The sequence below is a fragment of the Palleronia sediminis genome (genome assembly GCF_004358695.1).
Lineage (GTDB): Bacteria > Pseudomonadota > Alphaproteobacteria > Rhodobacterales > Rhodobacteraceae > Palleronia > Palleronia sediminis.
The window spans coordinates 43,007-68,499 of sequence record NZ_SNAA01000006.1; the positions used below are offsets into that span (position 1 = coordinate 43,007).

The 25,493-nt window shown below is 70.5% G+C and carries 22 protein-coding genes; 13 read left to right on the forward strand and 9 right to left on the reverse strand.

Annotated elements, in window-relative coordinates; translation table 11 throughout:
* Positions 1 to 96: 96 nt before the first annotated feature.
* On the forward strand, positions 97 to 354 hold the full coding sequence (locus E2L08_RS07140) for a hypothetical protein (RefSeq protein WP_133396384.1): 258 nt from the start codon (positions 97 to 99) through the stop codon (positions 352 to 354).
* Between the two features lie 3 nt (positions 355 to 357).
* Here the strand turns inward: E2L08_RS07140 and E2L08_RS07145 are convergent, their stop codons facing one another.
* Positions 358 to 1,164 carry a sulfotransferase family protein gene (locus E2L08_RS07145; RefSeq protein WP_133396385.1) on the reverse strand — a complete coding sequence of 269 codons (807 nt, stop codon included), beginning with the start codon at positions 1,162 to 1,164 and terminating at the stop codon, positions 358 to 360.
* Positions 1,161 to 2,570: a hypothetical protein gene (locus E2L08_RS07150; protein WP_133396386.1), complete on the reverse strand. Its 1,410-nt coding sequence runs from the start codon at positions 2,568 to 2,570 to the stop codon at positions 1,161 to 1,163. The genes E2L08_RS07145 and E2L08_RS07150 overlap by 4 nt, the downstream gene beginning before the upstream one ends.
* A gap of 176 nt (positions 2,571 to 2,746) precedes the next feature.
* On the opposite strand from E2L08_RS07150, the gene E2L08_RS07155 reads away from it, so the two are divergent.
* Both E2L08_RS07155 and E2L08_RS07160 read left to right on the forward strand, forming a co-directional pair.
* Positions 2,747 to 4,156 carry an oligosaccharide flippase family protein gene (locus E2L08_RS07155; protein WP_240758148.1) on the forward strand — a complete coding sequence of 470 codons (1,410 nt, stop codon included), beginning with the start codon at positions 2,747 to 2,749 and terminating at the stop codon, positions 4,154 to 4,156.
* An 11-nt stretch (positions 4,157 to 4,167) separates the two neighbouring features.
* Positions 4,168 to 5,250 carry a glycosyltransferase family 4 protein gene (locus E2L08_RS07160; RefSeq protein WP_133396388.1) on the forward strand — a complete coding sequence of 361 codons (1,083 nt, stop codon included), beginning with the start codon at positions 4,168 to 4,170 and terminating at the stop codon, positions 5,248 to 5,250.
* A 9-nt stretch (positions 5,251 to 5,259) separates the two neighbouring features.
* On the opposite strand, the gene E2L08_RS07165 is transcribed toward E2L08_RS07160, so the two are convergent.
* Both E2L08_RS07165 and E2L08_RS07170 read right to left on the reverse strand, forming a co-directional pair.
* Positions 5,260 to 6,198 carry a sulfotransferase family protein gene (locus E2L08_RS07165; protein ID WP_206076983.1) on the reverse strand — a complete coding sequence of 313 codons (939 nt, stop codon included), beginning with the start codon at positions 6,196 to 6,198 and terminating at the stop codon, positions 5,260 to 5,262.
* Positions 6,195 to 7,109, reverse strand: coding sequence for a glycosyltransferase family 2 protein (locus tag E2L08_RS07170; RefSeq protein ID WP_133396389.1), 915 nt, complete (start codon positions 7,107 to 7,109; stop codon positions 6,195 to 6,197). The genes E2L08_RS07165 and E2L08_RS07170 overlap by 4 nt, the downstream gene beginning before the upstream one ends.
* Positions 7,110 to 7,246: 137 nt before the next feature.
* On the opposite strand from E2L08_RS07170, the gene E2L08_RS17125 reads away from it, so the two are divergent.
* From E2L08_RS17125 to E2L08_RS07185, 3 genes are read left to right on the forward strand one after another with little or no spacing between them, the layout of a single operon-like run.
* A complete protein-coding gene (locus E2L08_RS17125) occupies positions 7,247 to 8,674 on the forward strand; it encodes an FAD-dependent oxidoreductase (protein ID WP_133396390.1) in 1,428 nt (475 codons plus the stop codon).
* A gap of 34 nt (positions 8,675 to 8,708) precedes the next feature.
* Complete coding sequence (locus E2L08_RS07180; protein ID WP_168771074.1) at positions 8,709 to 10,364, forward strand: glycoside hydrolase family protein; 1,656 nt, start codon at positions 8,709 to 8,711, stop codon at positions 10,362 to 10,364.
* Positions 10,365 to 10,395: 31 nt separating this feature from the next.
* Positions 10,396 to 11,631: a glycosyltransferase family 4 protein gene (locus E2L08_RS07185; RefSeq protein WP_133396392.1), complete on the forward strand. Its 1,236-nt coding sequence runs from the start codon at positions 10,396 to 10,398 to the stop codon at positions 11,629 to 11,631.
* Here the strand turns inward: E2L08_RS07185 and E2L08_RS07190 are convergent.
* Complete coding sequence (locus E2L08_RS07190; RefSeq protein ID WP_133396393.1) at positions 11,589 to 12,809, reverse strand: polysaccharide pyruvyl transferase family protein; 1,221 nt, start codon at positions 12,807 to 12,809, stop codon at positions 11,589 to 11,591. The two genes, E2L08_RS07185 and E2L08_RS07190, sit on opposite strands and share 43 nt — an antisense overlap.
* A gap of 349 nt (positions 12,810 to 13,158) precedes the next feature.
* Here E2L08_RS07190 and E2L08_RS07195 point away from each other — a divergent pair, with 349 nt between their 5' ends.
* Complete coding sequence (locus E2L08_RS07195) at positions 13,159 to 13,800, forward strand: sugar transferase (protein WP_206076987.1); 642 nt, start codon at positions 13,159 to 13,161, stop codon at positions 13,798 to 13,800.
* A 13-nt stretch (positions 13,801 to 13,813) separates the two neighbouring features.
* On the opposite strand, the gene E2L08_RS07200 is transcribed toward E2L08_RS07195, so the two are convergent.
* Genes E2L08_RS07200 through E2L08_RS07210 form a run of 3 tightly spaced genes read right to left on the reverse strand, consistent with a single transcriptional unit; the run spans position 13,814 to position 18,595 of the window.
* The gene (locus tag E2L08_RS07200; RefSeq protein ID WP_240758149.1) at positions 13,814 to 14,965 is read right to left on the reverse strand and encodes a glycosyltransferase; all 1,152 of its coding nucleotides are present in this window, start codon (positions 14,963 to 14,965) and stop codon (positions 13,814 to 13,816) included.
* Positions 14,962 to 16,404 carry a polysaccharide biosynthesis/export family protein gene (locus tag E2L08_RS07205; protein ID WP_133396395.1) on the reverse strand — a complete coding sequence of 481 codons (1,443 nt, stop codon included), beginning with the start codon at positions 16,402 to 16,404 and terminating at the stop codon, positions 14,962 to 14,964. The genes E2L08_RS07200 and E2L08_RS07205 overlap by 4 nt, the downstream gene beginning before the upstream one ends.
* Positions 16,367 to 18,595, reverse strand: coding sequence for a GumC family protein (locus tag E2L08_RS07210; protein WP_133396396.1), 2,229 nt, complete (start codon positions 18,593 to 18,595; stop codon positions 16,367 to 16,369). The genes E2L08_RS07205 and E2L08_RS07210 overlap by 38 nt, the downstream gene beginning before the upstream one ends.
* Before the next feature lie 243 nt (positions 18,596 to 18,838).
* On the opposite strand from E2L08_RS07210, the gene E2L08_RS07215 reads away from it, so the two are divergent.
* From E2L08_RS07215 to E2L08_RS07240, 6 genes are all read left to right on the forward strand, one after another.
* Positions 18,839 to 19,750 (forward strand): hypothetical protein, encoded by a 912-nt coding sequence (locus E2L08_RS07215; RefSeq protein WP_133396397.1) that lies wholly within the window; start codon positions 18,839 to 18,841, stop codon positions 19,748 to 19,750.
* Positions 19,751 to 19,928: 178 nt separating this feature from the next.
* Positions 19,929 to 20,855 (forward strand): phosphate/phosphite/phosphonate ABC transporter substrate-binding protein, encoded by a 927-nt coding sequence (gene phnD / locus E2L08_RS07220; protein WP_440589845.1) that lies wholly within the window; start codon positions 19,929 to 19,931, stop codon positions 20,853 to 20,855.
* Positions 20,856 to 20,912: 57 nt separating this feature from the next.
* Positions 20,913 to 21,689 (forward strand): phosphonate ABC transporter ATP-binding protein, encoded by a 777-nt coding sequence (phnC, locus tag E2L08_RS07225; RefSeq protein WP_133396399.1) that lies wholly within the window; start codon positions 20,913 to 20,915, stop codon positions 21,687 to 21,689.
* Positions 21,686 to 22,480, forward strand: a complete 795-nt coding sequence (gene phnE, locus E2L08_RS07230) for a phosphonate ABC transporter, permease protein PhnE (RefSeq protein ID WP_133396400.1) — start codon at positions 21,686 to 21,688, stop codon at positions 22,478 to 22,480. The genes phnC and phnE (E2L08_RS07230) overlap by 4 nt, the downstream gene beginning before the upstream one ends.
* Positions 22,477 to 23,286 carry a phosphonate ABC transporter, permease protein PhnE gene (gene phnE / locus E2L08_RS07235; RefSeq protein ID WP_133396401.1) on the forward strand — a complete coding sequence of 270 codons (810 nt, stop codon included), beginning with the start codon at positions 22,477 to 22,479 and terminating at the stop codon, positions 23,284 to 23,286. Before phnE (E2L08_RS07230) ends, phnE (E2L08_RS07235) begins: the two co-directional genes overlap by 4 nt.
* Complete coding sequence (locus E2L08_RS07240; RefSeq protein WP_133396402.1) at positions 23,283 to 24,179, forward strand: HAD-IIA family hydrolase; 897 nt, start codon at positions 23,283 to 23,285, stop codon at positions 24,177 to 24,179. Before phnE (E2L08_RS07235) ends, E2L08_RS07240 begins: the two co-directional genes overlap by 4 nt.
* Before the next feature lie 39 nt (positions 24,180 to 24,218).
* Here the strand turns inward: E2L08_RS07240 and E2L08_RS07245 are convergent, their stop codons facing one another.
* Positions 24,219 to 25,442 (reverse strand): glycerophosphodiester phosphodiesterase family protein, encoded by a 1,224-nt coding sequence (locus E2L08_RS07245; RefSeq protein ID WP_133396403.1) that lies wholly within the window; start codon positions 25,440 to 25,442, stop codon positions 24,219 to 24,221.
* Between the last annotated feature and the right edge of the window lie 51 nt (positions 25,443 to 25,493).

A 25,493-nucleotide genomic window follows, 5' to 3' on the forward strand; every position in this document is an offset into this window, starting at 1 on the left:
CGGCGGAATGGGCAGTTTCGCGCCGATGCCGCCGCGACGCTGGACATGCCGGCCGATCCGGCCCCACAAGGGGCTTAATCCCTGACAAGCAGGACAATGACGGGCCCCCTAACGGATCGCGGGATCGAGGACAGCGTGTCGAAACACCGGAACCGCCCCCCCAAGCACCGCCGCCGCCCCCCCATCGCGCTGGGCGTCATCCTGGTCGCCGTTCTGGGGGCCGGGGCGGTGACGGCCGTGCTTGTCCTTGGCTACGGTCTGCCGCTGATCTGGGCGATTCCGGTCTATGGCGCGACGGGTGCCGTCTTTGCCCTCGTTGTGCTGGCCGCGGCATGGGCGCTCAGGCGGCGATAGGAATCACCGTCCGTCGTCCGCCTCCGTCGCGATCATGCCCCTGAACCGCGCGTAGGCGTCTGCCGCCGCGATCCGCAGCGTCTCGGGCACGGCGTCGGGCATCTCGCGATCCGGGTCGGTGGGTGGACGGGCCTCGATGGCGGTTCGGCGGCCGCTTTCCAACGGATCACCCCCGCCGCGCCGACGCGACGCGGCCGGGCTGACATAGCGGTTGGCCAGCGGCGGGTCGATCCGCAGCGCCCCCGAGATCCGCGCCAGCGCCGCGTCGGGGTCCGCGATCAGCGCGTCATGGGTCAGCCCCACGCGCCGCTCGGGCGCAAACCCCTCCCATAGCCGCGCCAGCGCGGCGAGCCGTTCGACGTAATAGCGCGCGGCGGCGTCGTCGGTGGCATAGTCGCGCCCCCCAAGCGTGTCGAACAGCCGCCGGATCGAACGGATCGTCGGGCCGGGATGCCGTGCGACAAAGATCGCGCGCGCCTCGAAGAACCGCGGGTCCGGGTCGCGGTCATGGCGCGAATGGAGGATCTTGTCGAACAGATGCGCCGCGCCGGGCGTCCAGCCCCCGCGCCGCACCTGGTTCACGATCAGCCGCCCCAGCGCGCCCCGCCCGTCATAGCGCAGATGCGCCTCGCCATAGCCCGAAATATCGGGACGCGAGCACAGAACGTTCGACAGCGCTGTCGATCCGCAGCGCATATGGGCCAGCACGAAGATGCAGCGGTCGAACCGGCATTGCGGCGCCGCAGCCGCAACGGCCCGCCCCGCCAGCCTCTTGAGGCCTTCGCGCGTCGTGCGGACCGGACCGCTCATGCCGGGGCGCCGAGGCGGGGCGTCGATGCCGGCGCGCGGGCCCATGCCGCGGCGGAACACAATCCCACTGCCGCTCCGGCCATGACGAAGAACGCGATCTCGAGGTTCGGCGTCGCCTTGACCACCAGCGCCCGTGCGAGGAACCCGGCGCAGGCGAACTTGCACGCGACCGCGACCCGGCCTGCGTCGCGATCCATGTCGGCCGTCGGCAGCGTGGCCACCCGCCACAGAAACATCAGCATCAGCGCGGTGCCGATCACGCCCAGCGTGGCCAGCGTCGAGATCAGCCAGTTGGACGCCCGAACCGATCCCAGCCCGGCACCCATCAGGTTGGTGTCGAGGAAATTGCCGAAGGCCTGCGCGTTCCAGCTCATCCGCTCGACCCCCGACGAGGTCTGCAACTTGTCGAGCAGCGACCGGTCGATGAAGGCCGCGACATCGGGCACCATGACATAAAGCGCCAGCATCCCCGCGACCGCGAGCGGCAGCACGGCGACGGCGATCACCGCGATGCCCGCCGCGCGCAGACGCAACGCACCGAAATCGGCCCCGCGAAGCTGGATCGCCACAAAGACTCCCAGCAACAGCGCCGCCCCGACATAGGCCGACGAGGACGTTCCGCGCAAAAGGACGAAGGTCGTCAGGGCCAGCCAGACGCCGCTCCGCCCGCGGCGTCCGTCGTCGGTGAACCAGTAGCTCAGCCAGAACCCGAACAGCCCCAGCGAGAGATAGCCATAGGCCGACGCCTCGGGAAAGCCGCCGATCATCCGGTTCAGCCCCGCCATCTTCTGGCCCAGCGTCAGCGAGTAATTCGCCGTGCGGATCGGATCGAGCAGAAAGGCGAGCCCCGCGGCATTGGTCGCGATATCGACGAGGCCCAGCGCGACATGCACGCCGGTGGCCAGTTGCACGCCGCGCAACACCGCGCGCGCATCCGGGCGCCGCGTCAGAACCGCCGCCACCGCCGCAAAGGCCGCGATGCTGAGCATCAGCCGCAAAAGCTGCGAGAGGTTGCCATTGCCGGGGCGCAGCGGCCGGCTGATGATGCCGTCGCCCCGCCCGATGCTGAACACCTCGATCGCGCCGGCAAAGACGCGCGGCAGGAACAGCGTGGCGATGATGGCATAAAGCAGAACGGCCGAGAGGACGACGCCCGTCCGCTCGATCAGCATCGTGCGGGCCAAGTCCACCGTGCCGCCGGGCCGGGCGAGAACCAGCAGGACCAGCGTGACCACCGCGAGATCGGCCGCCACGATCGAGGTTCCGCCGACCGCGGGCAGGTTGATCGCGGCCATCATACCGAAGGGCAGCATCGCGAACAAAAGCGACAGCCCCCGATCCGGCCCGCGCAGGATCATGGCCAGCGCGACGGCGAGGACGATTGCCGTGCTCGGGACGAACTGCATCGCGTCTCCGTTCCTGCCGGGCGGGGCGGTCCGGCCGCCCGATGCCGCCGGGGGCGTCATTAGCATTTTACGACAGGATCGCCGCGGTGCATAGTGCCCTTACGTCAACCAGAGGTAACTGCTTGCTCGACGATCCCCCTCGAAGAGCGGTCTCGCCCCGTCTGCGGCGGGCGGGCATGGCGGGCTTCGCCTTTTCTGCCCGCGCGACCCAGCAGGTCTCGGCCTTTGTCATCACGCTTTTGGCGGCGCGGTTCCTGCTGCCGGCTGAATACGGGGTCTACACCCTGTCGGTGGTCTTCGTGATGTTCATCCAGATGATGACATATACGGGGTTCTATCACTTCATCATCAACGACAAGGCCGAGGATGACGCGGTCCTGTCGACGAGCTTCTGGCTGATCGTCGGGCTGGCCTCGGGGGCATCCGGGCTGATCGCGCTGGCCGCGCCGATGCTGGCGCGGGTCTTCGACGCCCCCGCGCTGGGGCCGGTGCTGCTGTTGCTGATCGCGGCCCAGCCGCTTGCCGCCGTGAGCGCATGGTACACGGCGGCCTTGCTGCGGCGGCGTGCGATGCGGGCGCATTACGTCATCATGTTCGCGCAGAACCTCGCCGCGCTGGTCGGTGGGGCGGTGCTGCTGTGGTCGTGGCAATCGGTCATGGCGCTGGTGGCGTTTCGCTACCTGCGTGTCCTTGTCGGGCTCGTCCTCTATTTCGCCGTGTCGCCGGACCGGCCGCATCTGCGGTTCGACCCGGCCCTCGCGCGGCGGGCGATGCGTTTTGCAAGCGGGCTTTACGGCGCCAAGGGGATGGAGTTCCTGTCACGCTATTCCGCCGACCTGCTGCTGGGGCTGATGTTCAGCACCGCCGAGGCGGGGCTTTACCGGTTCGGAAGCCGCATCGCGACCGCCGCGACCGATATCGTCACCAGCACGATGCAGGCTTTCGCCCTGACCCAGTTCGGCGCCGCGGCACGGGCCGATGGCGACCTCGCGGCCGTGCTGCGCCGCTTTACCGGCACGATCACCCTTTTGACCGGAGGGGTCGCGGCCGTGATCGTGGTGCTCGTCGACGATGTCGTGACGGCGTTTTTCGACCCCGCCTATCTCGCGGCCGTCGCCGTGGCCTATGCCATCGCGGTCCGCGCCGCGGTCAAGACCGGATCGGTCCTGATCGCCCCGGCGCTAGCGGCGGCGGGCCGCACCGGGGCGGTGATGAGCTTTGCCACCCTGTCGATGGTCGTCAGCGTCGCGGCCACCTTCGGGGCCGCGCCCTTCGGACTGGTGGCGGTCGCCTGGGGGCAGGCGGCGGCGACGATGGTGCTGACCTTTGCGGGGCTGTGGTGGCTGCGCCGCCGCACGGGAATGCGCATCGGCGGAGCGGTGCGCGCCTTTGCCGTCGCGGGGGCGCTGGCGCTGACCTATGGCGCGGTGCTCGAACTGGGGGTGGTGTGGATCGGTGCCGCGGCGGGGCTGTCGCCGGTGGCCGAGATCTGGGCGGGCATGGCGTTGGCGGCGGTGCTGGCCGTGCCGACGCTGTTCGCGGGACGGGCGCTGCGGGTTTTCACCCTCGGCGTGTTCTCTGGCTGAGCGGGGGCAGAATGGGACGCATCGTCATCAACGGCAAGTTTCTGGGCAAGGAACTGAACGGCGTGCACCGCACGGCCGCGCATTTCGCCAACGGGCTGATCGCGCGGGCCGAGGGCGCGGGGCACGATGTGCGCCTCTTGGCCCCCGCCCCCTGGACGCGCGACCCGGCCTTCGAGCACCTGCGCCCCGAGACGCGGCCGGGGCTTTTCGGCGGCGGGCAGGGCTGGGAGATGGCGACGCTGCCGCGGTTGGCGCGCGGTGCGTTGCTGGTATCGTTCTGCAATCTCGGGCCGGTGCTGCATCGAAACTCGGTCGTGATGATCCATGACGCGCAGACCTTCATGCATCCCGAGGATTATTCGGGGCGTCAGGCGGCGGCCTACCGGATGCTGTTGCCCGTCATCGGGCGGCGGGCGAAACGGGTGCTGACCGTGTCGGACTATTCGCGCAAGGCGCTCGCCGCCCACGGGGTCGCGCCCGAGGACCGGATTGCCGTCGTTCATAACGGCACCGACCACATGCTCGGCACCCCGCCCGACCCCGATATCCTGGAGCGCCACGGGCTTGCGCCGGGCGGCTACGTTCTCGCGCTGGGATCGGGCAAGGGATACAAGAATATCCGCATGACCTTTGCCGCGATGGCCGCGCCCGCGCCCGGCGGGCTGAAGCTGGCCGTCGCCGGCGGCCCGGCGGACCGCGTCTATCGCGCGCGCGGCTGGATCCCCCCCGAGGGGACGGTGTTCACCGGTTTCGTGTCGGATGCCGAATTGCGCGCGCTGTACCAAGGCGCGGCGGCCTTTCTCTTTCCGTCCCTGACCGAAGGGTTCGGCCTGCCCCCGGTCGAGGCGATGCAATGCGGCGCGCCGGTCCTCGCGGCCCGCGCCGGGGCCATGCCCGAAATCTGCGGGGCGGGTGCCGTGCTGCTCGATCCGAATGACGGCGCGGCGTGGCGCGCGGCGCTGTCGCATCTGCTGGCCGATCCGGCCGAGGCCGCGGCGCTGCGCGCTCGCGGGACCGCCCGCGCGGCCGCGCTGAGTTGGGAGGCGGCGGGCGACCGCCTCTGGTCCGTGCTCGAGGATCTGGTCCCGGAGTAGGCGCGACGCTCAGCGCGGCGGTGCGTGCCACTGCGCGATGGGCCCGCCCATCATCCGCTCGAACCGCGCCGTCCGCGGCGCCAGTTCGGCAGCGAGCCAGCGGCGCGCGTCGGTCTCGTCGGTGGCGGCCTTGTCGATCTCGACCGTGCCGGCCTTGCGCAGGCGGGCGATGGCACCGGGAGGCAGGGTGCGCCGTGCTGCCGCCCAAAGCCCCGAGTCGCGCATCCGCGCCACCAGCGGGAACCGCTCGCGCCGCGATACCGGCGGCGAGGCGTGGACATCGCGCAGCGCCGCGGCGTCGTATTCGTGCGGGTCGAGCCCCAGCCAGTCCGACAGATCCGCAAGGACCTCGCGCCGCCGGGCGCGCAGATCCTCCGACACGATGACCTTGATGCGGTCGCGGTCGAAATGGGCAAGCCACGCGTCCAGTTGCAGCGCATAATCCGAGGTGTCGACATAGATCGGGTTCTCGCGCACCGCCCGGTCGAGCGGCAGGGGCTCCTGGAACTCCTTGGCGCGCTGCCAGAAATGGCTGATCGCGCGGCTCACCGGCTCGCGCACCAGATAGACGATCCGCGCCTCGGGGCAGGCCGCGCGCACCCGGCCGGGCACCCCCGAGCGGTGCGGCGCCTGCGAGTAATAGACCGATCCCTCGCCGCGCCACGGCGCATCCCCGGCCGCAGACCAGAGGTCGAGATAGGCGCGCAGGTCATGGCTGCACGGCTGGCGCGCCATGATCGGCCAGGCCGCGCGCAGCTCGTCCCGGTCGACGAAGAAACACGGTTCCTTCTCGCGGCTCATGGCGATGTCGGGATGGTGGCGCAGATAGGCGTGAAGCGCGCTGGACCCCGATTTCGATGCCCCGATGACAAAGAGGTTGGGCATCCGCACCGCTCGGGCGGCGATATCGGCCTCGGGGCGGGCGATGCGTGTGGCCGGGGCGGTCAAAGCCCGAGAATCCGGCCCGGATCGGACCGGCCGCGCAGAATGTCCCACAGCGCTAGCCAGTTGCCGCGCGCGCGCCCGGCCCGGTCGATCCACGGCTCGGGGCGCAGCGATCGCGCGTGATTGGCCAGCATGTTGCGCAGCGCCAGCCGCCCGGCAAAGCGGGCGGTCATCGTGCCCTTGTTCCACAGGTACCACGGGTTCGCGAGCTGGCTGTAGCCCAGCCGCCGCCCCGCCCGTTCGCGCCCGGACTTGGCCCCCCGATGGACCCCCGAAAAGGCATCGGTGCGCACGAGGTCGCCCCCGCTGGCGCGGCCCACCCGCGCGGCAAAGTCGATATCCTCCTGCCAGGCATAGAGCGGCAGCCGCTCGTCGAACCGCGCCCCGCCCACCGCCGCCATCCGGTAGGCCATGTTGCACCCGTAAAGCCCCGCCATGCCCCGCCGCAGGATGCGCGGGGCGCGCCCCTCGGGCGGGGCGGGGGTGCGGGCGTCGTGATCGGCGACCATGCGCGCGGCCTCGGCCATGTCGAACCCCGCGCCGTGGATGCCGTCGGCGATCAGCCGGCCGGTCATGCCCGCCACGTCGGGCCAGGCGTCGAACCCGGCCTCGACCCCCCGCAGCGCATGGCGCGACGGCACGAAATCGTCGTCGAGAAACAGCACCGCGTCGCAATCGCCCGAAACGGCGTCGAGCCCGCGGTTGCGCTGCTGCGGAAGACCGCGCGGCGCGAGGATCAGCTCGGCCCGCGTAGGCTCCGGAAACAGCGGCGCGGGGTCAAAGCCCGCATCCTCGGGACGCGTGACGACAAGCACCACGCGATCGGCGGGGCGCGATTGCGCGGCAAGGGCCGGCATCAGGTCGCGCAGGCAATCGGGCCGGCCGACCGAGCAGACGATGACGGCGATCTTCATGGCCGCGGAACGCTCCGTCGCTGGTGTCGGGGCCGGGGACGCCGCCGCCGGACCCTTTGCGAAACAGGGTGGACGGCAATGTGACCTTGCGTCAAGATCGGAAATGCCGACAGGCCCGCCCGCGGCGGGTTGCCGTCATGTCCGGTCGCGGCACCGATGCCCCGTTCGGGGCGGCGCGCAGAGGTATCGCCACGATGGTCGTTCATCCCCAGCCGGTCCAGCCCGACCCTGCCGCGACGGCGCAAATCCGCCCGTCCGAGGCGGTCATCGTGCTGGGCGCGGGGATCGCGGGGATCTCGGCGGCGGACCGTCTGGCGCGCGCGGGATGCGCGGTCACGGTGATCGACGCCAGCCCGCGGATCGGCGGCGCGCACCGCTCGACCGAGATCGGGCCCTATACCTTCGACGCGGGCAGCATCTTTTACGAGGAGGAGGCCGCGATCTTTTCGCTTCTGCCATCGCTGCGCGAGACCTGCCCGGCGGTGCGCCGCGTGCAGCGCCGCATCGCGCCCGATGGCAGCCTGCGGCACTATCCGCTCGAGCCGCGCGACCTGCTGGCCTGGCCCCGCGCGCGGCTGGCGCGCATCGCCGCCGAGATGGCGACGGGCCGGCTGCGCCATCGCGACGACGGAACGCTGCGCGCCGCGATGAACCGGCGGCTGGGCCGCGCGCTGCCCGCGTGGACGGGGCTCGATCACTACGCGATGCGGTTCAACCGCATGGCCCCCGAACGGATCGACGCGGCCTTTTTCGTCGACCGCATGGCTTTCGTGGAGCGTCGGACCCGTTGGCGTGCGCTGGCCGCCTGGGGTTGGGGCCTGGCCCGCCCCCCGGCGCCCGCGCCTCGCGCGCCGCTCAGGGTACGCCCGGCCGAGGGGTTCGACCGGGTCTGGACCCCGATGCGCGCCGCGCTCGAGGCGCGCGGGGTCCGCTTTGCGCTGGGCCGGCCGGTCGAGGCGGTGACGATCTCGGACTCCGGGGCGTGCGTGACCGCGGGCGGCGAGACGTTCCGTGCCGCGCGGGCGGTGGGCGCGATGCCCATCGACGCATTGCACCGCGCGGCGACCGGCACGCCGTCGGGGTTGCGCGCGCTCGACCTGATGACGCTTTTCGTCTCGGCCGGCGCGCTGCACGAGGGCGCGGGGAACGTGCTGTTCAATTTCCACGCCGAGGGCCGCTGGAAACGGGCGACGGTCTATTCGCGCCTCTATCCCGAGCGGCGCGGGGCGCGCGATTTCATGGCCGTCGAGATCACCCTGCCCCCCGGTGCGGCACCCGATCCCGAGGCGGCTTTTGCCGATACCGCGCGCCATCTCGGTGCGCTCGGCCTCGCGGGCGACCTGCGGCTCGAGGGCGTGGACGTGATCGAGTCGGCCTATCCGCTCTACGAGCTGGGCTTTGCCGCGACGCGCGACGCCGCCATCGCCCGGATCGTCGCGGCCGGCGTGATCCCGGTGGGCCGGCAGGGGCGGTTCGATTACCTGCCCACATCCTCGGGCGTCATCCGGCGCACGCTGTCCCAGCTCGACCGCGCGGGGCTGCCGACGCCCGCGTCGCCCGCATGAGGTGCGGCGCCCGCACCGTTCGTCGGCCACGGCGATGATCGCCCGGCTGGTCCTTGTTTCGATGCTGGCGGGCGCGCCGCTCGGGGCCGAGACCCCGGCCCGCGGACCGGCGCTGGCCGCCGCGTCGAACCTGTCGCAGGGCTGGCAGCCCGAGGCCCTCGCCGCCGCGGAACGGCTGGGCGTCGGGCATCTGCGTGACGGCATGGAATGGCGGCGGGTCGAGCCGGTGGCGGGCCTGCGCGATTTCCGCGATCCGCGCGTGCGCTATCCCGACGCGCTGGCCCGCGCGGGGATCGGGGCGACCGTGGTGCTGAATTGGGGCAACCCGGCGCATGACGACGGCGCAACGCCCCATTCGGATGCCGGGCTCGCCGCGTTCGGCGCCTATGCCGGGGCGCTGGTCCTGCGGTTTCCGGGGATCGACGCGCTCGAGATCGGCAACGAGTTCAACGGCGTCAATTTCGTGCGCGGCCCCCTGCAAGAGATGGCCCCGCTGGACCGGGCGCGCGCCTATGTCCCGTTGCTGCGCGCCGCGGCCAGGGCCGCGCGCGAGGCCCGTCCGGGGGTGCGCATCCTGGGCGGGGCGACACATTCCATCGCGGCGGGCTATCTCTGGGCGGTGCTCGACGCGGGCGGGGCGGAATGGATGGATGCGTTGGCGATCCATCCCTACACCACCCCGGCCGAGCAGTTCCGCAGGCAGGTCGCGGTTTTGCGCCGCCACCCCGCGGCCGCCGACCTGCCCATCGAGATCACCGAGTTCGGCAGCCCCGATCCCGATACCGCCGCGGATCATTTCCTGCGCAACTATTGCCAGATGGCGCTGGCCGGTGTCGTGCGTGCCGCGTGGTATCCGCTCAACCGGCGGGGCGACGGGCTCGTGCCGCTTTACGGCGAGGGGGGACAGGCCACGTCGGCCGGGCAGGCCTGGCGCCTGATCGCCGCCCGGATGGAGGGGCGCGCGGTCCGCGATGCCGCGCCGGGGCGGTTCTCGTACGGGTGTCGTTTCGGCGCCGATACGCTGGTTTTGTGGGGCGAGCGGAGGGAGGTCGCGGTCACGCCCGGCACGGTGGTGCTGGACGCGCGGGGCGCGCCGTCGGCGCCGCCCCATGCGCTCGACCCCGAGGCGCCGTTGGTCTTCGTGGCCGACGATGTCGAGGCCGCCGTCAGCCCTGCGCGGGTATCGCGCCTGGCCGACAGCCTGCACCAGTTCGCCTTTCCCGCGGGCGCCGAGCTTCGCGCGGGGGATGACGGTTTCGCGCGGTTCGCGCGGCGCGACGGGGTCGAGCATCCGCTCGTCACGCTTCCCGGCCAGGAACGGCGCGGCGTGCCGTGGTTCCCCTATCGCGGCAATCCCGATCTGGGGCGGGTCCGGTTGACCCACGATTCGCTTTTGCCCGGCGGGCGCAGGGGTCACGAGACCGAGATCGTGCATCGCTGGATCGCGCCCGAGAACGGGCCGGTGCGCGTGACGGCGCGGTTTGCCGTCGCCGCGCGCAGCGCCGACGGGATCGCCGTGCGGCTCACCCTGAACGGCGCGTCCGTCGCCCGCGGCGCGGGGCACGATCCGATCCGGTTCGACACGGTGCTGGACCTTTCGGCCGGGGACCGGATCGAGCTGGCCGCGGGGCCGAACGGCAACGCCGATGGCGATGTCACCCGCTACAGGATCGTCCTGCAACGCCCCTGAGCGGGGTTGAACCGAGGAAAGGACCGGCCGGATGCCCAGGGTCGTGATCGTCAACGATGCCAGCGTGGCCCGCGGCGGCGCCACCGGGCTCGCGCTGATGCAGGCGCGGATGTTGGCCGCGCGCGGGGTCGAGACGCGCCTCTTTACCGGCGACCGGGGCGAGGGGTGCGACCTGCCCGAAAGCATCGCGCGCGACCATGCGGGGACGGATCCGCTGATGACGGCCCGGCCATGGGTCGCGGCCACCCGCGGATTATGGAGCCGCCCGGTGCTGGCGCTGCTGCGCGACCGCATCGCGCAGCACGACAGCCCCGACACCGTCTATCACGTCCATTCGTGGTCCAAGACCCTGACGCCCAGCGTGTTCGCCGCGCTGCGTCCCGTCGCGCCACGGGTGTTCCTCCACGCGCATGATTTCTTTCTCGCTTGCCCCAATGGCGGCTACATGGATTACCGCGCGATGCGGCCCTGCGCGCGCGTGCCGCTGTCGGTGTCCTGCCTCGTCACGAATTGCGACAAGCGCAGCTATGCCCAGAAGGGATGGCGCGTCGCGCGGCAGGCGGTGCTCAGGTCCGCGCTGCCGCGCCACGCGCCGTGGGCGGCCATCCTGATGATCCATCCCGGCATGGCGCCCCTGCTCGAGCAGGCAGGGTATCCCGCGCGGCTGCTCAGGCCGCTGCGCAACCCCGCCACGGCGCTTTGCCCTGCGCCGGTCACGCCGTCGCGCAACAGCGTCTTTCTGTTCATCGGGAGAGTCGAGGCCGAAAAGGGGGTCGAAGAGTTGTGCGCGGCCGCCGATGCCGCCGGCGTGCCGATGGTCGTGATCGGCGACGGGCCGCTGCGCGCGCCGCTGGCCGCGCGCCATCCGGGCATCCGCTTTACCGGCTGGCTCGACCGCCCGGCCATCGCGCGCGAAGCCGCGCAGGCGCGCGCCGTCGTGATGCCCTCACGCTATCCCGAGCCGTTCGGGCTGGTCGCGGCCGAGGCCGCGCTGTCGGGCCTGCCGGTGATCGTCTCGCGCACCGCCCTTCTTGCGCCCGAGATCGAGGCCAAAGGCCTTGGCCTTGCCTGCGATACGCGCGATCCGGTCGCGCTGCGCGGGACGCTGACGCGCATGGCCACGCTTTCCGCCGCCGAGATCGAGGCGATGGCCGCGCGCGGCCGCGACGGGGCGGGCGGGCTGTGCCTGACGCCCGGCGCCTGGATCGACGCGCAGCTCGCGCTTTACGAGGCGGCCATTTCGCGCGCGCGGCAAAGCGCGGCATAAAGCCGGCCGACATCGCGCCGCGCCTCGTCGACGACGCGCGCCGTCTCGTCCTCGGGCAGGCCGGACGCCGCGGCGTCGCGCAATCGCCGGGCCGCCGCCTCGGGCGAGAGGCAGGCGGGATCGGCAAGCCAATCGCCCCGCCCGACCGACTGCATGAAGGCCGCGAGCTTGTCGTCCCAGGCCAGCGCCAGCGCCGGCACGGCAAAGGAATGGGCGGCGATCACCGCGTGCATCCGGTAGGCCGCGATGGCGTCACACCCCGCGATGAGCGCGGCAAGCACGGCGGGCGTGGCCGGACGCGCGGCGATCTCGACCCCCGGCAGCGCCGAAAGCGCCGGGCGCAACGCCTCGGCCTGGGCCACGTCCTCGGGCGCGCCGTTTGTAAACGCCGTAACCCCGGCCCCCGCCGCCGTCAGCCGCGTCGCCAGATCGACATACCACCGCCGCAGCGCATCCGGCCCGATACCCGCCTGCGCGTGATAGCGGATGGCGACATGGCTCATGATGCCGAGCCCGATCCGCGGGCGACGGCCCGCGCCCTCGGCCCGCGCCGTGCGGGGATAGGCGTGCCGCGCCATCAGGCCCGGATCGCGCACCACCTGCGCCGCGCATCCCGCCGCTTCGGCCAACAGCGCGTCCCACCGCGCGCAGGACGCGTCATCGCGCAGGAACACCGCGCAGGGCTGTGCGGCGCGCAGGGCGGTGCGGATGCGGCGCAACCCCTCGACGCTCCATTCGCCGGCCATGCCGCAGGCGAATATCGCGGTGGGCAGGCCGCGCGCGCCAGCGGTCTCCAGGGCCAGCGCGAGCTTGGTGGGAAAGTTGAGGTCGTGATCGGACAGCAGGTTGCCGCCCCCGATCGCCACGGCATCGGCGCCGTCGAGCCCGCGGGCGTAATGGGGGCGCCAGCGGCGTCGGGCCTGCACGGCCAGCGGCGCCCGCACGGCAAGGCCGCGCAGCGGCCCCGGCAGCGCATCGAGCGTCGCCATGGCCAGCCCCCGCCCGGCCGTGCCCTGCCCCCAGCCGGTCCGCGCGGCCAGGTCCACCGACGCGGTGCCGGGGGCCGCGCCGCAGGCGCGCAGCTCGGCCTCGAGGCATTCCGACAGCAGCCCATCCCCGAGATTGGGGCTGTATTTCACGTTGAAGCAGCGGATGACCGGGCCATGCGGGTTCGGCAATCTGGACGCCTCCGGTTGGGCCGGTCAGGGGCCGACATTCGGTCCGGGCGAATCGCCCATGACGGGAAAACCGGGGCGACCTGTCGCACGCCCCGGTATGCGCGCTGCAACAGTTTCGGGCAATCCGGCTGATTTTCATACAAAATACTGCGCGCACCGGACAATTCCGCGCACGTGCAGATTGACCGCTATACTAATTAACGTAAGGTAAACCCAACCGCGTCAGCGCAAGCGCGGACCCCAGGCATCATTCGAGCATCATTACAGGTTCGCCGACCGTTTTCCGGCATCACCTTTCATATGGATGCAAGGCCGTTACATCATGAAGCAGCACAAATACGGCGTCTTTATGTCCGAAGGGCGGGCCGATACGGTCGCAGGTGCCCGTTCGGCGGGGGGCAAGCGCCTGTTCGATCTCGCCCTCGCGATCCTTCTCCTGCCCATCGTTTCGATCATCGTCGGGATTCTCTATGTCCTTGTCCGGCTGGATGGCGGGCCCGGCTTTTTCGGCCACCGAAGGCTTGGTCGGAACGGCGAGGTCTTTCGCTGCTGGAAGCTGCGCACGATGGTGCCCGATGCCGAGAAAGTCCTTGCCGCGCATCTGCGCGACAACCCCGAGGCGGCGCGCGAATGGCACCGGGATTTCAAGCTGCGCGACGATCCCCGCATCACCCGCCTGGGCACATTCCTGCGCGAGACCAGCCTCGACGAGTTGCCGCAGCTCTGGAACGTGCTGCGCGGCGAGATGAGCATCGTCGGCCCGCGCCCGGTGGTCCGCGAGGAGCTCGAGAAATACCGCGGCTACGAATGGTGCTACCTCGCCTGCCGGCCCGGCATCACGGGGCTGTGGCAGGTCTCGGGGCGCAACGATGTGGATTACGCGTCGCGGGTGGCGCTCGACGTGCAATACGCCACGCAGGCGAGCCTCGCACGGGATGTCGTCATCATCTTCCGCACCGCGTCGGCGGTGCTGGGCCGCACGGGACGCTAGGCGGACCCGCCGCTCAGCCGTCGATCTCGGCGAGGGCGGCGGCGATGCCGCGGCGGAATGTCGGCTCGTCGAACTCGGTCGCGTGCGCCTGGAGCGATGTCGGGTCCAGCGCACCAAGCCCACGGTCGCGGAATTCCTGCACCGCACCGGCCAGCGCGTCGGGCCCCCCGCCCTCGAACAAAAGCCCGGTCTCGCCGTCGATCACCGTGTCCAGCGCCCCGCCGCGCCCCAGCGCGATGACGGGACGCCCCGAGGCCATCGCCTCGACCGGGACCATGCCGAAATCCTCTTCGCCCGGAAAGATCAGCGCCTCGCAGCGCGCGAGATGGTCCCTGACCTCGGCAAAGGGCCGTTTCCCCAGAACCCGCGTGCGCGGCCCCGCCTGCCGCGCCAGCCGGCGCGCGGTCTCGTCCGGGCCGCCGATCATCACGAGCGGCAGGTCGAGAGCGCGAAAGGCCGCGATGGCGTGGTCGGGCCGCTTGTAGGGGGCCAGCTCGCCCACCCAGAGAAAGAAATTCCCCCGCTCGGATGCGCGGACCGGCGCGAAATCCTCGACCGCCACGGGCGGGTGCACGACGCGCGCCTCGCGGCGCCAGTATTTCGAGATCCGCCGCGCCACATGGGTCGAGTTGGCGGCGAAACCGTCGACCCGCGCGGCGCTGGTCACGTCCCAGATCCGCATTTTGTGGGCCAACATCGGCATGACCGCCCGCGTGACCGGCCCCGCACCCTCGCGATAGACGTGGTACTGGTCCCACAGATAGCGCATCGGCGAATGGCAGTAGCACAGATGCGGCGCGTCGGGGGGGGCGATCACGCCCTTGGCGGGGCCGGCCTCGGACGAGATGACGAGATCGTATCCGGTCAGGTCGATCTCTTCGAGGGCGCGGGGCATCAGCGTGACGTATTTCTGGTAGAGCCGCCGTGCCATCGGCAGGCGCGCGATCCGCGTCTCCAGGATGCGATGCGCGAGGATCGTGTCGCTGAGCTGCGCGCGGTCGGCGACATGGGTGAACAGGTCGGCCTGCGGGAACATCCGGCACAGCGCCTCGAGCACCCGTTCGCCGCCGCGCATCCCGACGAGCCAGTAATGGACGATCGCGACGCGCCCGCGGTGCCGCCCGGTGAATGACGGGGCGGCCATCATGGCGCGGGGGCTGCTCATCCCGGCGGGAACGTCTCGGGGCGCGGCGGCGGGGCAAGACCCGGCGCGCGGTCGCCGGTATACAGCTCGAGCGGCCCGGCGGCCGCCCGCGGCGCGATCTCGGGCGGGGCGGGGGGGTCGGGCACGGCGGCCGCGGTGGGCGCGGCCACGCGCGACAAAGGCGGGCTCGGGGGCAGGGCGGGGCCGCCCGACAGGACCGATCCATGCGCGATCACCTCGACGATCAGCGTATCGCCCGGCAAGAGCGTCGTGTCGGGCGTGACCTCCATGCCGCCCGGCCGCCCGTCCCTCGGCGACACGAGGGCGAAGTCGAGCTCGATCACGTCGGACAGGGCTGGCGACACCGCCCCCGCGCCGGTCAGGACCGCCAGATCCTGTAGCGCCTCGGCATGCCGCAACCGCGCCCGGTCGAGATCCATCCGCGCCGCACCGATCAGCGCCAGGGTATCGTCGCGCGCCTCGCCCAGGTATCGCGTCCGGGCGCGCCGGGCATCGGCCAGCGCCCGCGAGGCCGCGATCAGCGCGGATTCCAGTTCAAGGCTGCGCGATTGCGCGTCGATGAACCGCTGCTCGACACCGTCCATCCGGGCCGCCGTCTGAAGCCCCCGGTCCTGAAGCTCGCGCGCCGCGGCCAGCGCGGCCTCGGCATTGGCGATCACCTGCGCGTGGAGTTCGATGCGCTGGCGAAACAGCGCCTGTTGCGCCTCGATGGTGGCGATCTCGTCGGCCCAGTAGGCCAAAAGCGCGTCCCGCTGCGCGCGCCGGTCGGCATGGGTGCGTGCCTCGACATCCAGCATGTCGGCCAGCGGAATCGCCGCGGGGTCGGGGATCGCTGACATCAGCCATTCGGCCGGGTCGGGCGTGGCACTGTCGGCCAACGCGGCCTCGAGCCGGCCGAGCCGGGCGACGAGGCTCGCGATCTCGAGGTTGAGGCGCTGCAGCTCGCCCGCGACCGAGACGCGGGCGCGTTCCTGTCCCAGGCCGTCAGCGCCTGCCGCCCCGCCGCCCGCAAGGCCCAGCGCGGTCGTCACGGTCATGCCCGGCAAGTAGTCCTGTCGCCCCGGCCGCGCGACATCGCCCGCGATCACGATGGCGGCGTAATCCGAGATCGAGACCGAGGCCCGCGCCTCGAGCAATTGGCCCAGCCGCTCGGTCTGCACCTCGATGGCGGCCGCCGCCTCGTCCAGCGTCAGGGTGGCAACAGGCACCGCGCCAATATCGGGCAGCCGCACCTGTCCGTCGATATCGACGGCGGCCACGATCCGCTCGGGCTCGCCCAGCATCGAGACCTCGATCCGGTCGCCGGGGACAAGGCGATATGGTTCGGCCAGGGCCGCCCCCGGCCCCAGCAGCAGTGCGGCCAGCAGCGCGGTGATGCGGCCCGCGATGCGCGGGCGACGATCAGGCCGCGGCATGGCGGCGCGCCGCGTCCCGGCCATGGACGCGATCCTCGGCCCGCGCGTCGGCCATGGTCAGCGCAAGGTGGATCGGCCCGGCCCCTGCGCCGCGCAGCAGCCGCAGCGCATCCATGACCGCGCCGCGCGGGGTCCGGTTCTGGCGGACGACCAGCAGCGTGCGGTCGACCGGCGGCGCGAGCGTCAGCGTCTCGACCGCGCGCAGCACCGGCGGGGCCACGATCACGACGAGATCGAACCGGTCGCCGAGGGCTGCCATGACATCGGCCATCCGGGCCGGATCGACCGCGTCGACGAGGTCGGGATCGGAGGTGGACAGCGCAAGCAGGTGGAACCCGTCGGAGGGAACGGGCGCCGTGGCCTCCTCGGGTCTGGCCGCACCCCGCAGCACCTCGGCAAGGCCGGGGTCATGGCGGACCTGCAATGCGCGGGCAAGCCGCGGGTCGTGCAGCTCGAGATCGACCACGACCACCGACCGCCCCGCGCGGGCCTCGAGATGCGCGAGGCCGAGCGCCACGGAAATCGCGTCCTCGTCCCCGACCGAGGATGTCACCATCAGCGACCGCCCCCCCGGCGACGCGCCCAGCGCCCCATCCGCCGCGAAAAGCGATCCGCGTAGGCGGCGAAGCCCGTTGGCAAGCGGTTGGTGCGGTGCCTTGCGCAGCGACGCGAGCAGCGCCCGAGGCTGGCGCCGCCCCTTGCCGGGCAGCGCGGCCGGAACCGGCAGTCCGGCGGCGCGCTCGAGCTCGCCTGCCCGCGCGAAACCGGGGCGCGACGCGACCGACAGGAACACCAGGATCAGCGCGATGGCAAAGCCAGCCGCGGCGCCCAGCGCGGTGAACAGACCCTTGCGCGGCCCCGAAGGCGCGCCGGGGATCACCGCGCGCTCGACGACCCGCGCGCCCGCGCTTTGCAGTTCGGCGACGGGCCGGGTTTCGTTCAGTCGCGTCAGGAGCGACCCGTAGCTGTCGCGCACCGCCGCGGCCTGCCGTTCGAGCTGCCGCAGCTCGAGCGTGGTCTGCGACACGTCGGCCAGCCGCGCCTCGAGATCGGAAAGGCTTTGCCCGATGCTGGCGGTGCGGATGCGCGCCACGTCCATCTCGTTGCGAAGGGTGCCGACGATATTCGTGACCTCGGCGCTCAGCTCGGTCTCGACGAGGTCGCGCTGGTTGCGGATCGCGAGGCGGCTGGAATGGTCAGCACTGACCCGCGTGGCCAGCACCGCATCTTCGCGGATCAGCTCGGAGACCTGGGTGCGCAGCGCATCGACGAAAGGCGAGGTCAGCAGATCGGCCGCGGCGGAAATGCCGCCCTCGTCGATGACGGCGGTGATCTGGTCATAGCGGGCCTCGGCGGCGGCGAGGTCGGCGGCGGCCAGCGTATGCTGGGTGCTGAGATCGCGCAGCTGCTGCTCGACGATGCCGGGGGACACGCCGTTATCGGCGATCTCGCGGGCGCGGTATTCGTCGACCGCGGCCTCGGCCTCCTGCACGGCGGCCGACATCATCGCCACCCGGTCCTCGAGAAAGGCATTGGCGTCGCGCACGCTGGCGCGCCGTTCGCGCACCTGCTGGTCGATATAGGTGCGCACCAGCGCATTCGCCATCAGCGCCGAAAGCTCGGGATTGCCGGTCGAGACCGAAACGTTGAAGATATAGGACTCGCCCTCGCGCCAGACGTCCGTGGCCGCACGAAAGGCGCCGACCATGCGCCGCATCCACCGCTCTTCGGGCGACAGCAAAGGGTCGGCCACGGCATCGGCGGACCCGTCCATTCCCAGCAATGCGCGGATCTGCCCGCGCACGACGTCCCGCATCGAAGGCCCGGCATCGGGCGGATCGAACACCGCCAGCCGATCGGACGGGAAACCGGCGATGACCTCTTCGAGCAGCAAGTTGGACTGAAGCACCGCGACCTGCGAATCGAGGAGGCGGTTGTCGGGCAGGGGGTTCGTCACGACATCGTCGGCATTCAAGAGCTGCACGCGGCTGGGATCCACCATGAAGCTCGCGCGGGCCGAATAGACCGGCTCGATCCGCGAGACGGCGAGATAGGCGAGCAGCCCGCCCAGGATCACCGCGAGAACGATCATGCTGCGGCGGCGCCAGAGGTCGGACACGAGCGAGCCGAGTTCGACGCGGTCCGCGGTTGCGCGGTCGATCTCGGCCGGGAAGAACCGCGGCGGGGTGCCGAGCCTTGACGAGATGTTGTTCATGCTCCCCTCTCGTTTCGGGAGTGTTCTCGCAAGATTACCTTACGTCACTCCTTACTTGATTGACCGGAACGCCCCCGAATCGCAAGCTTTAATGCCCGCCCCCCGTCGATTGTCCCCCGCGGGCCGGCAGGGGTTTATTGACGCAGGGTAAACCTCTAGGCTGGCCCCCGAACGACACCGCGCCCGGCCGGGACGCCGCGCGGCGTGGCAAAGTGGGCGTGTCCCCGGATCGGAGGTTTCTCGATGACGCGCATCGTTCTGCACGCGGGCATGGACAAGACCGGCACCACCTCTGTCCAGACCGTCATGGCCCGCAATGCGGCGCGGATGCGCGCGGGCGGCGTGCTCTATCCGGTCGCGGGGCGCTATGGGGGCGACGTGAACCACCTGGCGCTTGCGCGCAGCCTGACGCCCGACCCGCCGGCCATCCCGACGCCGCTGCCGCCCCCGCCGCTGGACTGGGAGGGATCGGTCGAGGCGCTTCACCGCGAGATCGACGCGGCACGGCCCCGCGTCACCTTTCTGTCGTCCGAGGCGTTCTGGATCCCCGACGCCTTTCCGATCCGCGCGCTGTCGCGGCTGGCCGCCGATCTCGCGCCCAACCGGGTCGAGGTACTGATCTTTCTGCGGCCAGCGGGCAGCTATCTCCGGTCCTCCTACGCGCAATCGGTCCGGGGGCCGCAAAGGTCGCGGCTGGGCTTCGAGACGCATGTGCGCAACATGGTGGCCCGGCGGATGGTGGATTACGCCGCGCGCATCGCCGAGTTCCGCCGCGTCTTCGGCCGCGACCGGGTGCATGTCCGCCGTTATACGCCACGCGGTCCGGGCACGCTGCGCACGGTGCTCGACCTGCTGGGCGCGCCCGATCCCGCGAACGATCCGGTGGCGGCACATCACGCCAACGGGCAGGTGTCGCGGGCGGGGCTGCACCTCTATCGGCTCGCCAACCGCGCGCGTCTGCCCCGGCGCGCGATCCCCTGGACGCTCGAGCCCGTGGACCGCGCCTGGAAATCGGCGATGGCCGCGTCCGAGATCGCGCGGACGCTCGATGCGCGGATCGACCCCTCGGACCCCGACGACCTGCGCCGGCTCGATGCCGACCATCCCCTGCCCGACGAGGTGCTCGGCGTCCCGCCCGAGGGCGAGCGGGGCTGACGCGACGGCGCGGGCCGTCCGCCGGAAAGACGACATTGCACATCTGCGGTTTCGATGGTGTCATGCCCGGCACCGCAGCACCCAAGCGATTGCGGATGACGAACCCCCAAGGGAGAAAGGCACGACCATGCTCAGAACCTCGACTATCGGCCCCGCGCTGTTGACCGCCATCGCGCTGATGGCCGGTCCCGCTTTCGCGCAGGAGGCCGAGACCGACGCGCTGGACGCACAATATACCGACGCGGACGGCGACCTTGTCGCCGACGCCCCCGAGGACGAGTCGGCGCTGCGCAACCCCGACACGTTGATCTTTGCCTATACCCCGGTCGAGGATCCCGCGATCTACGAGGATATCTGGACCCCCTTCATCGAGCATCTCGAGGACGTGACCGGCAAGGACGTGCAGTTCTTTGCCGTGCAGTCGAACTCGGCCCAGGTCGAGGCGATGCGCTCGGGGCGTCTGCATATCGCCGGCTTCTCGACCGGCCCGACGCCCTTCGCCGTGAACCTCGCGGGGGCGGTGCCCTTTGCGATCATGGGCGCCGAGGACGGCCAGTTCGGCTACAAGCTGCAGGTCTATACGCAGGCCGACAGCGACATCCAGGAGGTCGCCGACCTCGCCGGCAAGCGCGTGGCGCATACCTCGCCCACGTCGAACTCGGGCAACCAGGCGCCGCGCGCGCTGTTCCCCGATCTGGGCGTCGTGCCCGACGAGGATTACGAGGTCAGCTATTCCGGCAGCCACGACCAGTCGATGCTGGGCGTCGTCGCGGGCGACTATGACGCGGCGCCGGTGGCGTCCGAGGTGGTGGACCGCATGGCCGAGCGCGGGCTCTACGATCCCGAAGAGGTGCGCATCGTCTGGGAAAGCGACCCCTTCCCGACCACGTCCTATGCCTATGCGCACGACCTCGCGCCCGAGCTCAAGGACAGCATCGAAGAGGCGTTCTTCAGCTTCGATTTCGAGGGCACCGCGCTGGGCGAGGAGTTCGCGGGCGTGAGCAAGTTCATCCCGATCACCTACAAGGATCAGTGGAAGGTCATCCGCCAGATCCAGAAGGCGAACGGCGTCGAGTACACGCCGCAGGGCCTTGCCGCGGAATAAGCTGTTGCGATACCGGGGGCGGCGCGGCCTGTGCCGCTCCCGACAGGAGACCGGCCCATGCTGAAAATCACCGATCTGGTCAAACGCTACGGCGGCGGCGAGCCGGTTCTGAAAGACCTCAACCTGACCATCGAGGGCGAAAGCGTCGTCTCGATCATCGGGTCGTCCGGCGCGGGCAAATCCACGCTGCTGCGCTGCATCAACCGGCTGGTCGAGCCGACCTCGGGCAGCATCGTGCTGAACGGCACCGAGCTGACCGACCTGCGCGGCGCGAAACTCAGAGCGGCGCGGCGCAAGATCGGGATGGTGTTCCAGGGCTTCAACCTCGTCGACCGCCTGACCGTCATGGAGAACGTCCAGTCCGGGCGGCTGGGCTATATCTCGACCTATGCGGCGATCATGCGCCGTTATCCCAAAAAGGACATCCGCCGCGCCTTCGAACTGATGGAGCGGGTTGGCATCGCGCAATATGCCAATGTCCGCGCCGACCAGCTTTCGGGCGGCGAACGGCAGCGCGTCGGCGTGGTCCGCGCGCTGATGCAGGATCCCGAGATCCTGCTGGCCGACGAGCCGACCGCCTCGCTCGACCCCAAGACCTCCGAGCAGATCATGGGCCTGCTGCGCGACCTCGCGGGCGAGCTCAAGCTGCCCGTGCTCATCAACATCCACAACGTGACCGAGGCCAAACAATATACAGACCGCATCGTGGGGATGCGCTATGGCCGGATCATCTTTGACGACCTGCCCACGAAACTCGACCAGGACGCGATGGACCGGATCTATTCGGGCAGCCCCCATGCCGACCGCGGCGGCGAGATGAAGGCGGCGTCATGAGCGCGCATTCGGGCAAATGGACGCGCCCGCCCTTCATCGCAAACCCCTATCTGCGCTGGGCGACCTATATCGGCGCGCTGGTCTATTTCGTCTGGGTCGGCGCCACGATCCCCATCGACTGGGAACGGGTCGTGGCCGGGGTAGAGCGTGCCGGTCGGATCTTCGGCGGGGCGTTTCCGCCCAGCTTCGAGCGGAGCGGCCTGCTGATCGACGGGTTCCTCGAAAGCATCAAGATCGCCATCCTCGCCACGGCCGGCGGGGTCGTGCTGTCGATCCCCATCGCCTTCATGGCGGCGCGCAACGTGGCGCCGCTGCCGATCTTCTACATCGGGCGGGCCATCATCATCGTGGCGCGCAGCTTTCACCCGGTCATCGTGGCGATCATTTTCGTCAAGGCGGTGGGGTTCGGCCCCTTTGCCGGGGTGCTGACGCTGATCGTCTATTCGGTGGGCTTCGTCGCCAAGATGCTGGCCGAGCGGATCGAGGAGATCGACTTCGGCCAGGTCGAGGCGATGCGCGCGGCCGGCGCGCCCTATCTCTCGACGCTGTTCTACGCGATCTTTCCGCAGATCATGCCCCGCCAGATCGGCCTGACGATCTATCAGCTCGACAGTAACCTGCGCGCCTCGGCCGTGGTCGGCATCGTCGGCGCGGGCGGAATCGGGGCGACGCTGGCCAATGCCTTCGGGCGGTACGACTACGATTTCGCCTTTGCCATCACCATCGTCATCGTCGCCGCGATCCTCGTCTCCGAAGGTGTCAGCGGCTATATCCGAAAGCGCCTGGCATGAGCAGTATCGCCGAGCAGTTCGGGCGCGAGGACTGGACGCGCCACACCCCCCGGCAAAAGGCCCGCCGCTTCGCGATCTTCGCGGCCTGCGCCCTGGCGATCTTCTGGGCGCTCGGCTCGATCGAGGTCGTCTGGGCCTGGGTCTGGGATTCGCCCTCGCAAATGGCCGACCTGTTCGGCCGCATGTATCCGCCCGACGCGCAGAACCTCGCGACCATCCTGCGCGTGCTGTGGGAAACGGTGAACATCGCCACCTTCGCGACCGCGCTGGCCACGATCCTGTCGCTGCCCGTGGCCTATATCGCGGCGCAGAACACCACTCCGAATATCGTGACCCTGTGGCTGGGGCGGCTCATCCTCGTCACCTCGCGATCGGTCAACACGATCATCTGGGCGCTGCTTTTCGTCGCCATCTTTGGCCCCGGCGTGCTGGCGGGGATCGTGGCGATCATGTTCCGCTCGGTCGGGTTCATCGGCAAGCTGCTGGGCGAGGCCATCGAAGAGATCGACAAGCGCCCGGTCGAGGCGCTCGAGGCCACGGGGGCGTCGCGTTTCAAGGTCATCGTCTATGCCATCGTGCCCCAGGTCATGCCGACCTTCTGGGCGGTGGCGATCCTGCGCTGGGACATCAACCTGCGCGAATCCACCGTGTTGGGGTTGGTGGGCGCGGGCGGGATCGGGGTGATCCTGCAAGGCGCCATCGACACGTTCAACTGGCCCGAGGCCGCGACCGTGCTGCTGGCGATCCTCGCGCTGGTGATCCTGGGCGAGATCGTCTCGGCCTTCCTGCGCCGCCGCATCCTGTGAGCGAAGAGGCGGCGCGGGCCTTCGCGGCCTATCTGTCGGTGCGCCACCGCCTGCCCGAGGCCGCGTTTCCCGACCGGCCGCAGCGGGCCGGCACGCTCGGCGATATCGCGGACGAGTTCGACGCCATCCTGCTCGATGCCTATGGCGTGCTGAACGTGGGCGAACGGCCCATCGACGGCGCGGCCGCGCGGATCGCGGCCCTGCGCGCGGCGGGCAAGCGCGTCATGGTCGTGTCGAACTCGGCCGGCTATCCCAAGCGGCAGATGATGGCGCGCTATTCCCGGCTGGGGTTCGACTTTGCCCCGGACGAGGTCGTGACCAGCCGCGAGGCATTGCTGCACCACATGGCCGGCGAAGCGCCGCGCCGCTGGGGCCTGGTGCTGAACGACGCCCACGGTCTGTCCGAGTTCGAGCATCTCGACGCGGCCTTTCTGGGTGACGACCCCGCCGGATATGACGCGGCCCAAGGGGTGCTGATGGTCGGGTCGGATGGCTGGACCGAGGCGCGGCAGCGGCTCTTGGTCGAGGCCCTGGCGGCACGGCCGCGCCCCGTAATCGTGGGCAACCCCGATATCGTCGCCCCGCGCGAGAACGGGCTGTCGCTGGAGCCCGGCCATTTCGCCCACGGGTTGGCCGATGCCACCGGGATTTCGCCCGTCTTTCTCGGCAAACCGTTCCGCGGGATCTTCGATCTCGCGTGCGCCCGGATGACGCCTGCGCCGCGGCGGGTGCTGATGGTGGGCGATACGCTGCACACCGATATCCTCGGCGGCGCGCATATGGGCTTTGCCACGGCGCTCGTCACCGATCACGGGTCGCTCGTGGGGCTGGATGTCGACGACGCGATCGCGCGGTCGGGGATCGTGCCCGATTTCGTCATCGACCGTATCTGAGGCCCGGCGGCGGGCGGACCCACCGCCGGGCGGCAGGGCTCAGAGCCCCTTGCAGTTGGCGTAGAACGTCACTGTCGCGGGCCAGTCCGAAAACACGCCCGTCACGCCGACATCCTGCGCCAGAACGTCGAGCAGGGTGAGGTAATCGGCATCGCTGTCGATGGCATCCGCGACCGACTGGAAATACCAACCGCCGCCATTCGCCAGCGGCCCCGAGCGTTCCAGCGTCCAGGTGATGATGCCCAGATCGGCCTCGTTCGCGGCCTCGGCCAGCGCGTTGGGGACCATCTCGCCGGCATCGTTCAGCGTGACCAGCATCCAGAGCGGCGGCGCGATGTAGTTCACGCCCATCTCCTTCAGCTCGGCCATGGTGTTGGGCCAGGTCGAGGGGTCGTTCGGGTCGTAGCCCTCGGTGTCGTACTCATCCATGAGATAGACGGCCTGCCGGCCGAACTCGGGCTCGTTCTCGATCCAGTAGAGCACATCGTTCAGGTCGAAGCTTTGCGGCCAGACGCGCGACGGGTCGATCCCGGCGGCCTTGTACTCGTCGATGAGGGCCTGCGCGTAATCCTCCTGGCTGTAGCCGTCGAAGGGCATCTCGACCGACGGGGATTTCAGCTCGGGGGTGAAATCGGCGCCGAGACTGTCGAAGAGTTCGATGGATTCGGCATGGGTCATCAGCTCGGCCCCGTCCGCGTAGAGCGTCGTGCGCCACGGCGCGACACCGCCCTGGAACTCTTCGGGCGTGGTGGCGCGCGCGTCGAAGGCATCCATCTTGGGCGCCAGGGTGCGGAACTCGGCCAGGGTGATGTCGCTGGTGCGGCATTCGGCGGTCGCGTCGGTATCGCCCTCGGCGGGGGTGAACCCGGCGGTGCATTTCGAGGCGAGGTCCGTGGTCAGGATATCGGTCGTGGTGTGCAGGTCGTTCTGCGCGTGCCGGCAGACAAGCTGCTTGTCGGCGGTAAAGGTCACGTCGCATTCGAGGATGCCCGCGCCCTGCCGCGCGGCGGCGCGGTTGGACTGCACGGTATGCTCGGGAAACATCAGCGGCGCGCCGCGATGGCCGATGGAAAAGGCGGTACGTTCGGGCGTGTTGCCGAGGCAGGCGGCCAGCTCGTCCTTGAGCGGCCCGTCGGCCATCTTGTCGACAAGGTAGGCGGGGCGCTGGCCATAGCTCATGGCCGCGCCGGCATCGTCGCCCTGCTGTGCGTGTCCGGCGACCGGCATCGCGACCGCGGCGGCAAGCAAAATCGAATATCGCATGATCGTTCCTTCCTTCCCGAGGGGGGCGCGGCCTCTTGGCGGGCCGGGCCA

Bases quoted from the DNA above. Each gene is read 5' to 3' on its own strand.
- E2L08_RS07155 (WP_240758148.1), top strand. From the start codon at position 2,747: ATGGCGGGCTTCGCCTTTTCTGCCCGCGCGACCCAGCAGGTCTCGGCC.
- E2L08_RS07170 (WP_133396389.1), bottom strand. From the start codon at position 7,109: ATGAAGATCGCCGTCATCGTCTGCTCGGTCGGCCGGCCCGATTGCCTG.
- phnE (WP_133396401.1), top strand. From the start codon at position 22,477: ATGAGCAGTATCGCCGAGCAGTTCGGGCGCGAGGACTGGACGCGCCAC.
- E2L08_RS07180 (WP_168771074.1), top strand. From the start codon at position 8,709: ATGATCGCCCGGCTGGTCCTTGTTTCGATGCTGGCGGGCGCGCCGCTC.
- E2L08_RS07215 (WP_133396397.1), top strand. From the start codon at position 18,839: ATGACGCGCATCGTTCTGCACGCGGGCATGGACAAGACCGGCACCACC.
- phnC (WP_133396399.1), top strand. From the start codon at position 20,913: ATGCTGAAAATCACCGATCTGGTCAAACGCTACGGCGGCGGCGAGCCG.
- E2L08_RS07195 (WP_206076987.1), top strand. From the start codon at position 13,159: ATGTCCGAAGGGCGGGCCGATACGGTCGCAGGTGCCCGTTCGGCGGGG.
- E2L08_RS07160 (WP_133396388.1), top strand. From the start codon at position 4,168: ATGGGACGCATCGTCATCAACGGCAAGTTTCTGGGCAAGGAACTGAAC.
- E2L08_RS07210 (WP_133396396.1), bottom strand. From the start codon at position 18,595: ATGAACAACATCTCGTCAAGGCTCGGCACCCCGCCGCGGTTCTTCCCG.
- E2L08_RS07150 (WP_133396386.1), bottom strand. From the start codon at position 2,570: ATGCAGTTCGTCCCGAGCACGGCAATCGTCCTCGCCGTCGCGCTGGCC.
- E2L08_RS07200 (WP_240758149.1), bottom strand. From the start codon at position 14,965: ATGAGCAGCCCCCGCGCCATGATGGCCGCCCCGTCATTCACCGGGCGG.
- phnE (WP_133396400.1), top strand. From the start codon at position 21,686: ATGAGCGCGCATTCGGGCAAATGGACGCGCCCGCCCTTCATCGCAAAC.
- phnD (WP_440589845.1), top strand. From the start codon at position 19,929: ATGGCCGGTCCCGCTTTCGCGCAGGAGGCCGAGACCGACGCGCTGGAC.
- E2L08_RS07205 (WP_133396395.1), bottom strand. From the start codon at position 16,404: ATGGCCGGGACGCGGCGCGCCGCCATGCCGCGGCCTGATCGTCGCCCG.
- E2L08_RS17125 (WP_133396390.1), top strand. From the start codon at position 7,247: ATGTCCGGTCGCGGCACCGATGCCCCGTTCGGGGCGGCGCGCAGAGGT.
- E2L08_RS07140 (WP_133396384.1), top strand. From the start codon at position 97: ATGACGGGCCCCCTAACGGATCGCGGGATCGAGGACAGCGTGTCGAAA.
- E2L08_RS07145 (WP_133396385.1), bottom strand. From the start codon at position 1,164: ATGAGCGGTCCGGTCCGCACGACGCGCGAAGGCCTCAAGAGGCTGGCG.
- E2L08_RS07185 (WP_133396392.1), top strand. From the start codon at position 10,396: ATGCCCAGGGTCGTGATCGTCAACGATGCCAGCGTGGCCCGCGGCGGC.
- E2L08_RS07245 (WP_133396403.1), bottom strand. From the start codon at position 25,442: ATGCGATATTCGATTTTGCTTGCCGCCGCGGTCGCGATGCCGGTCGCC.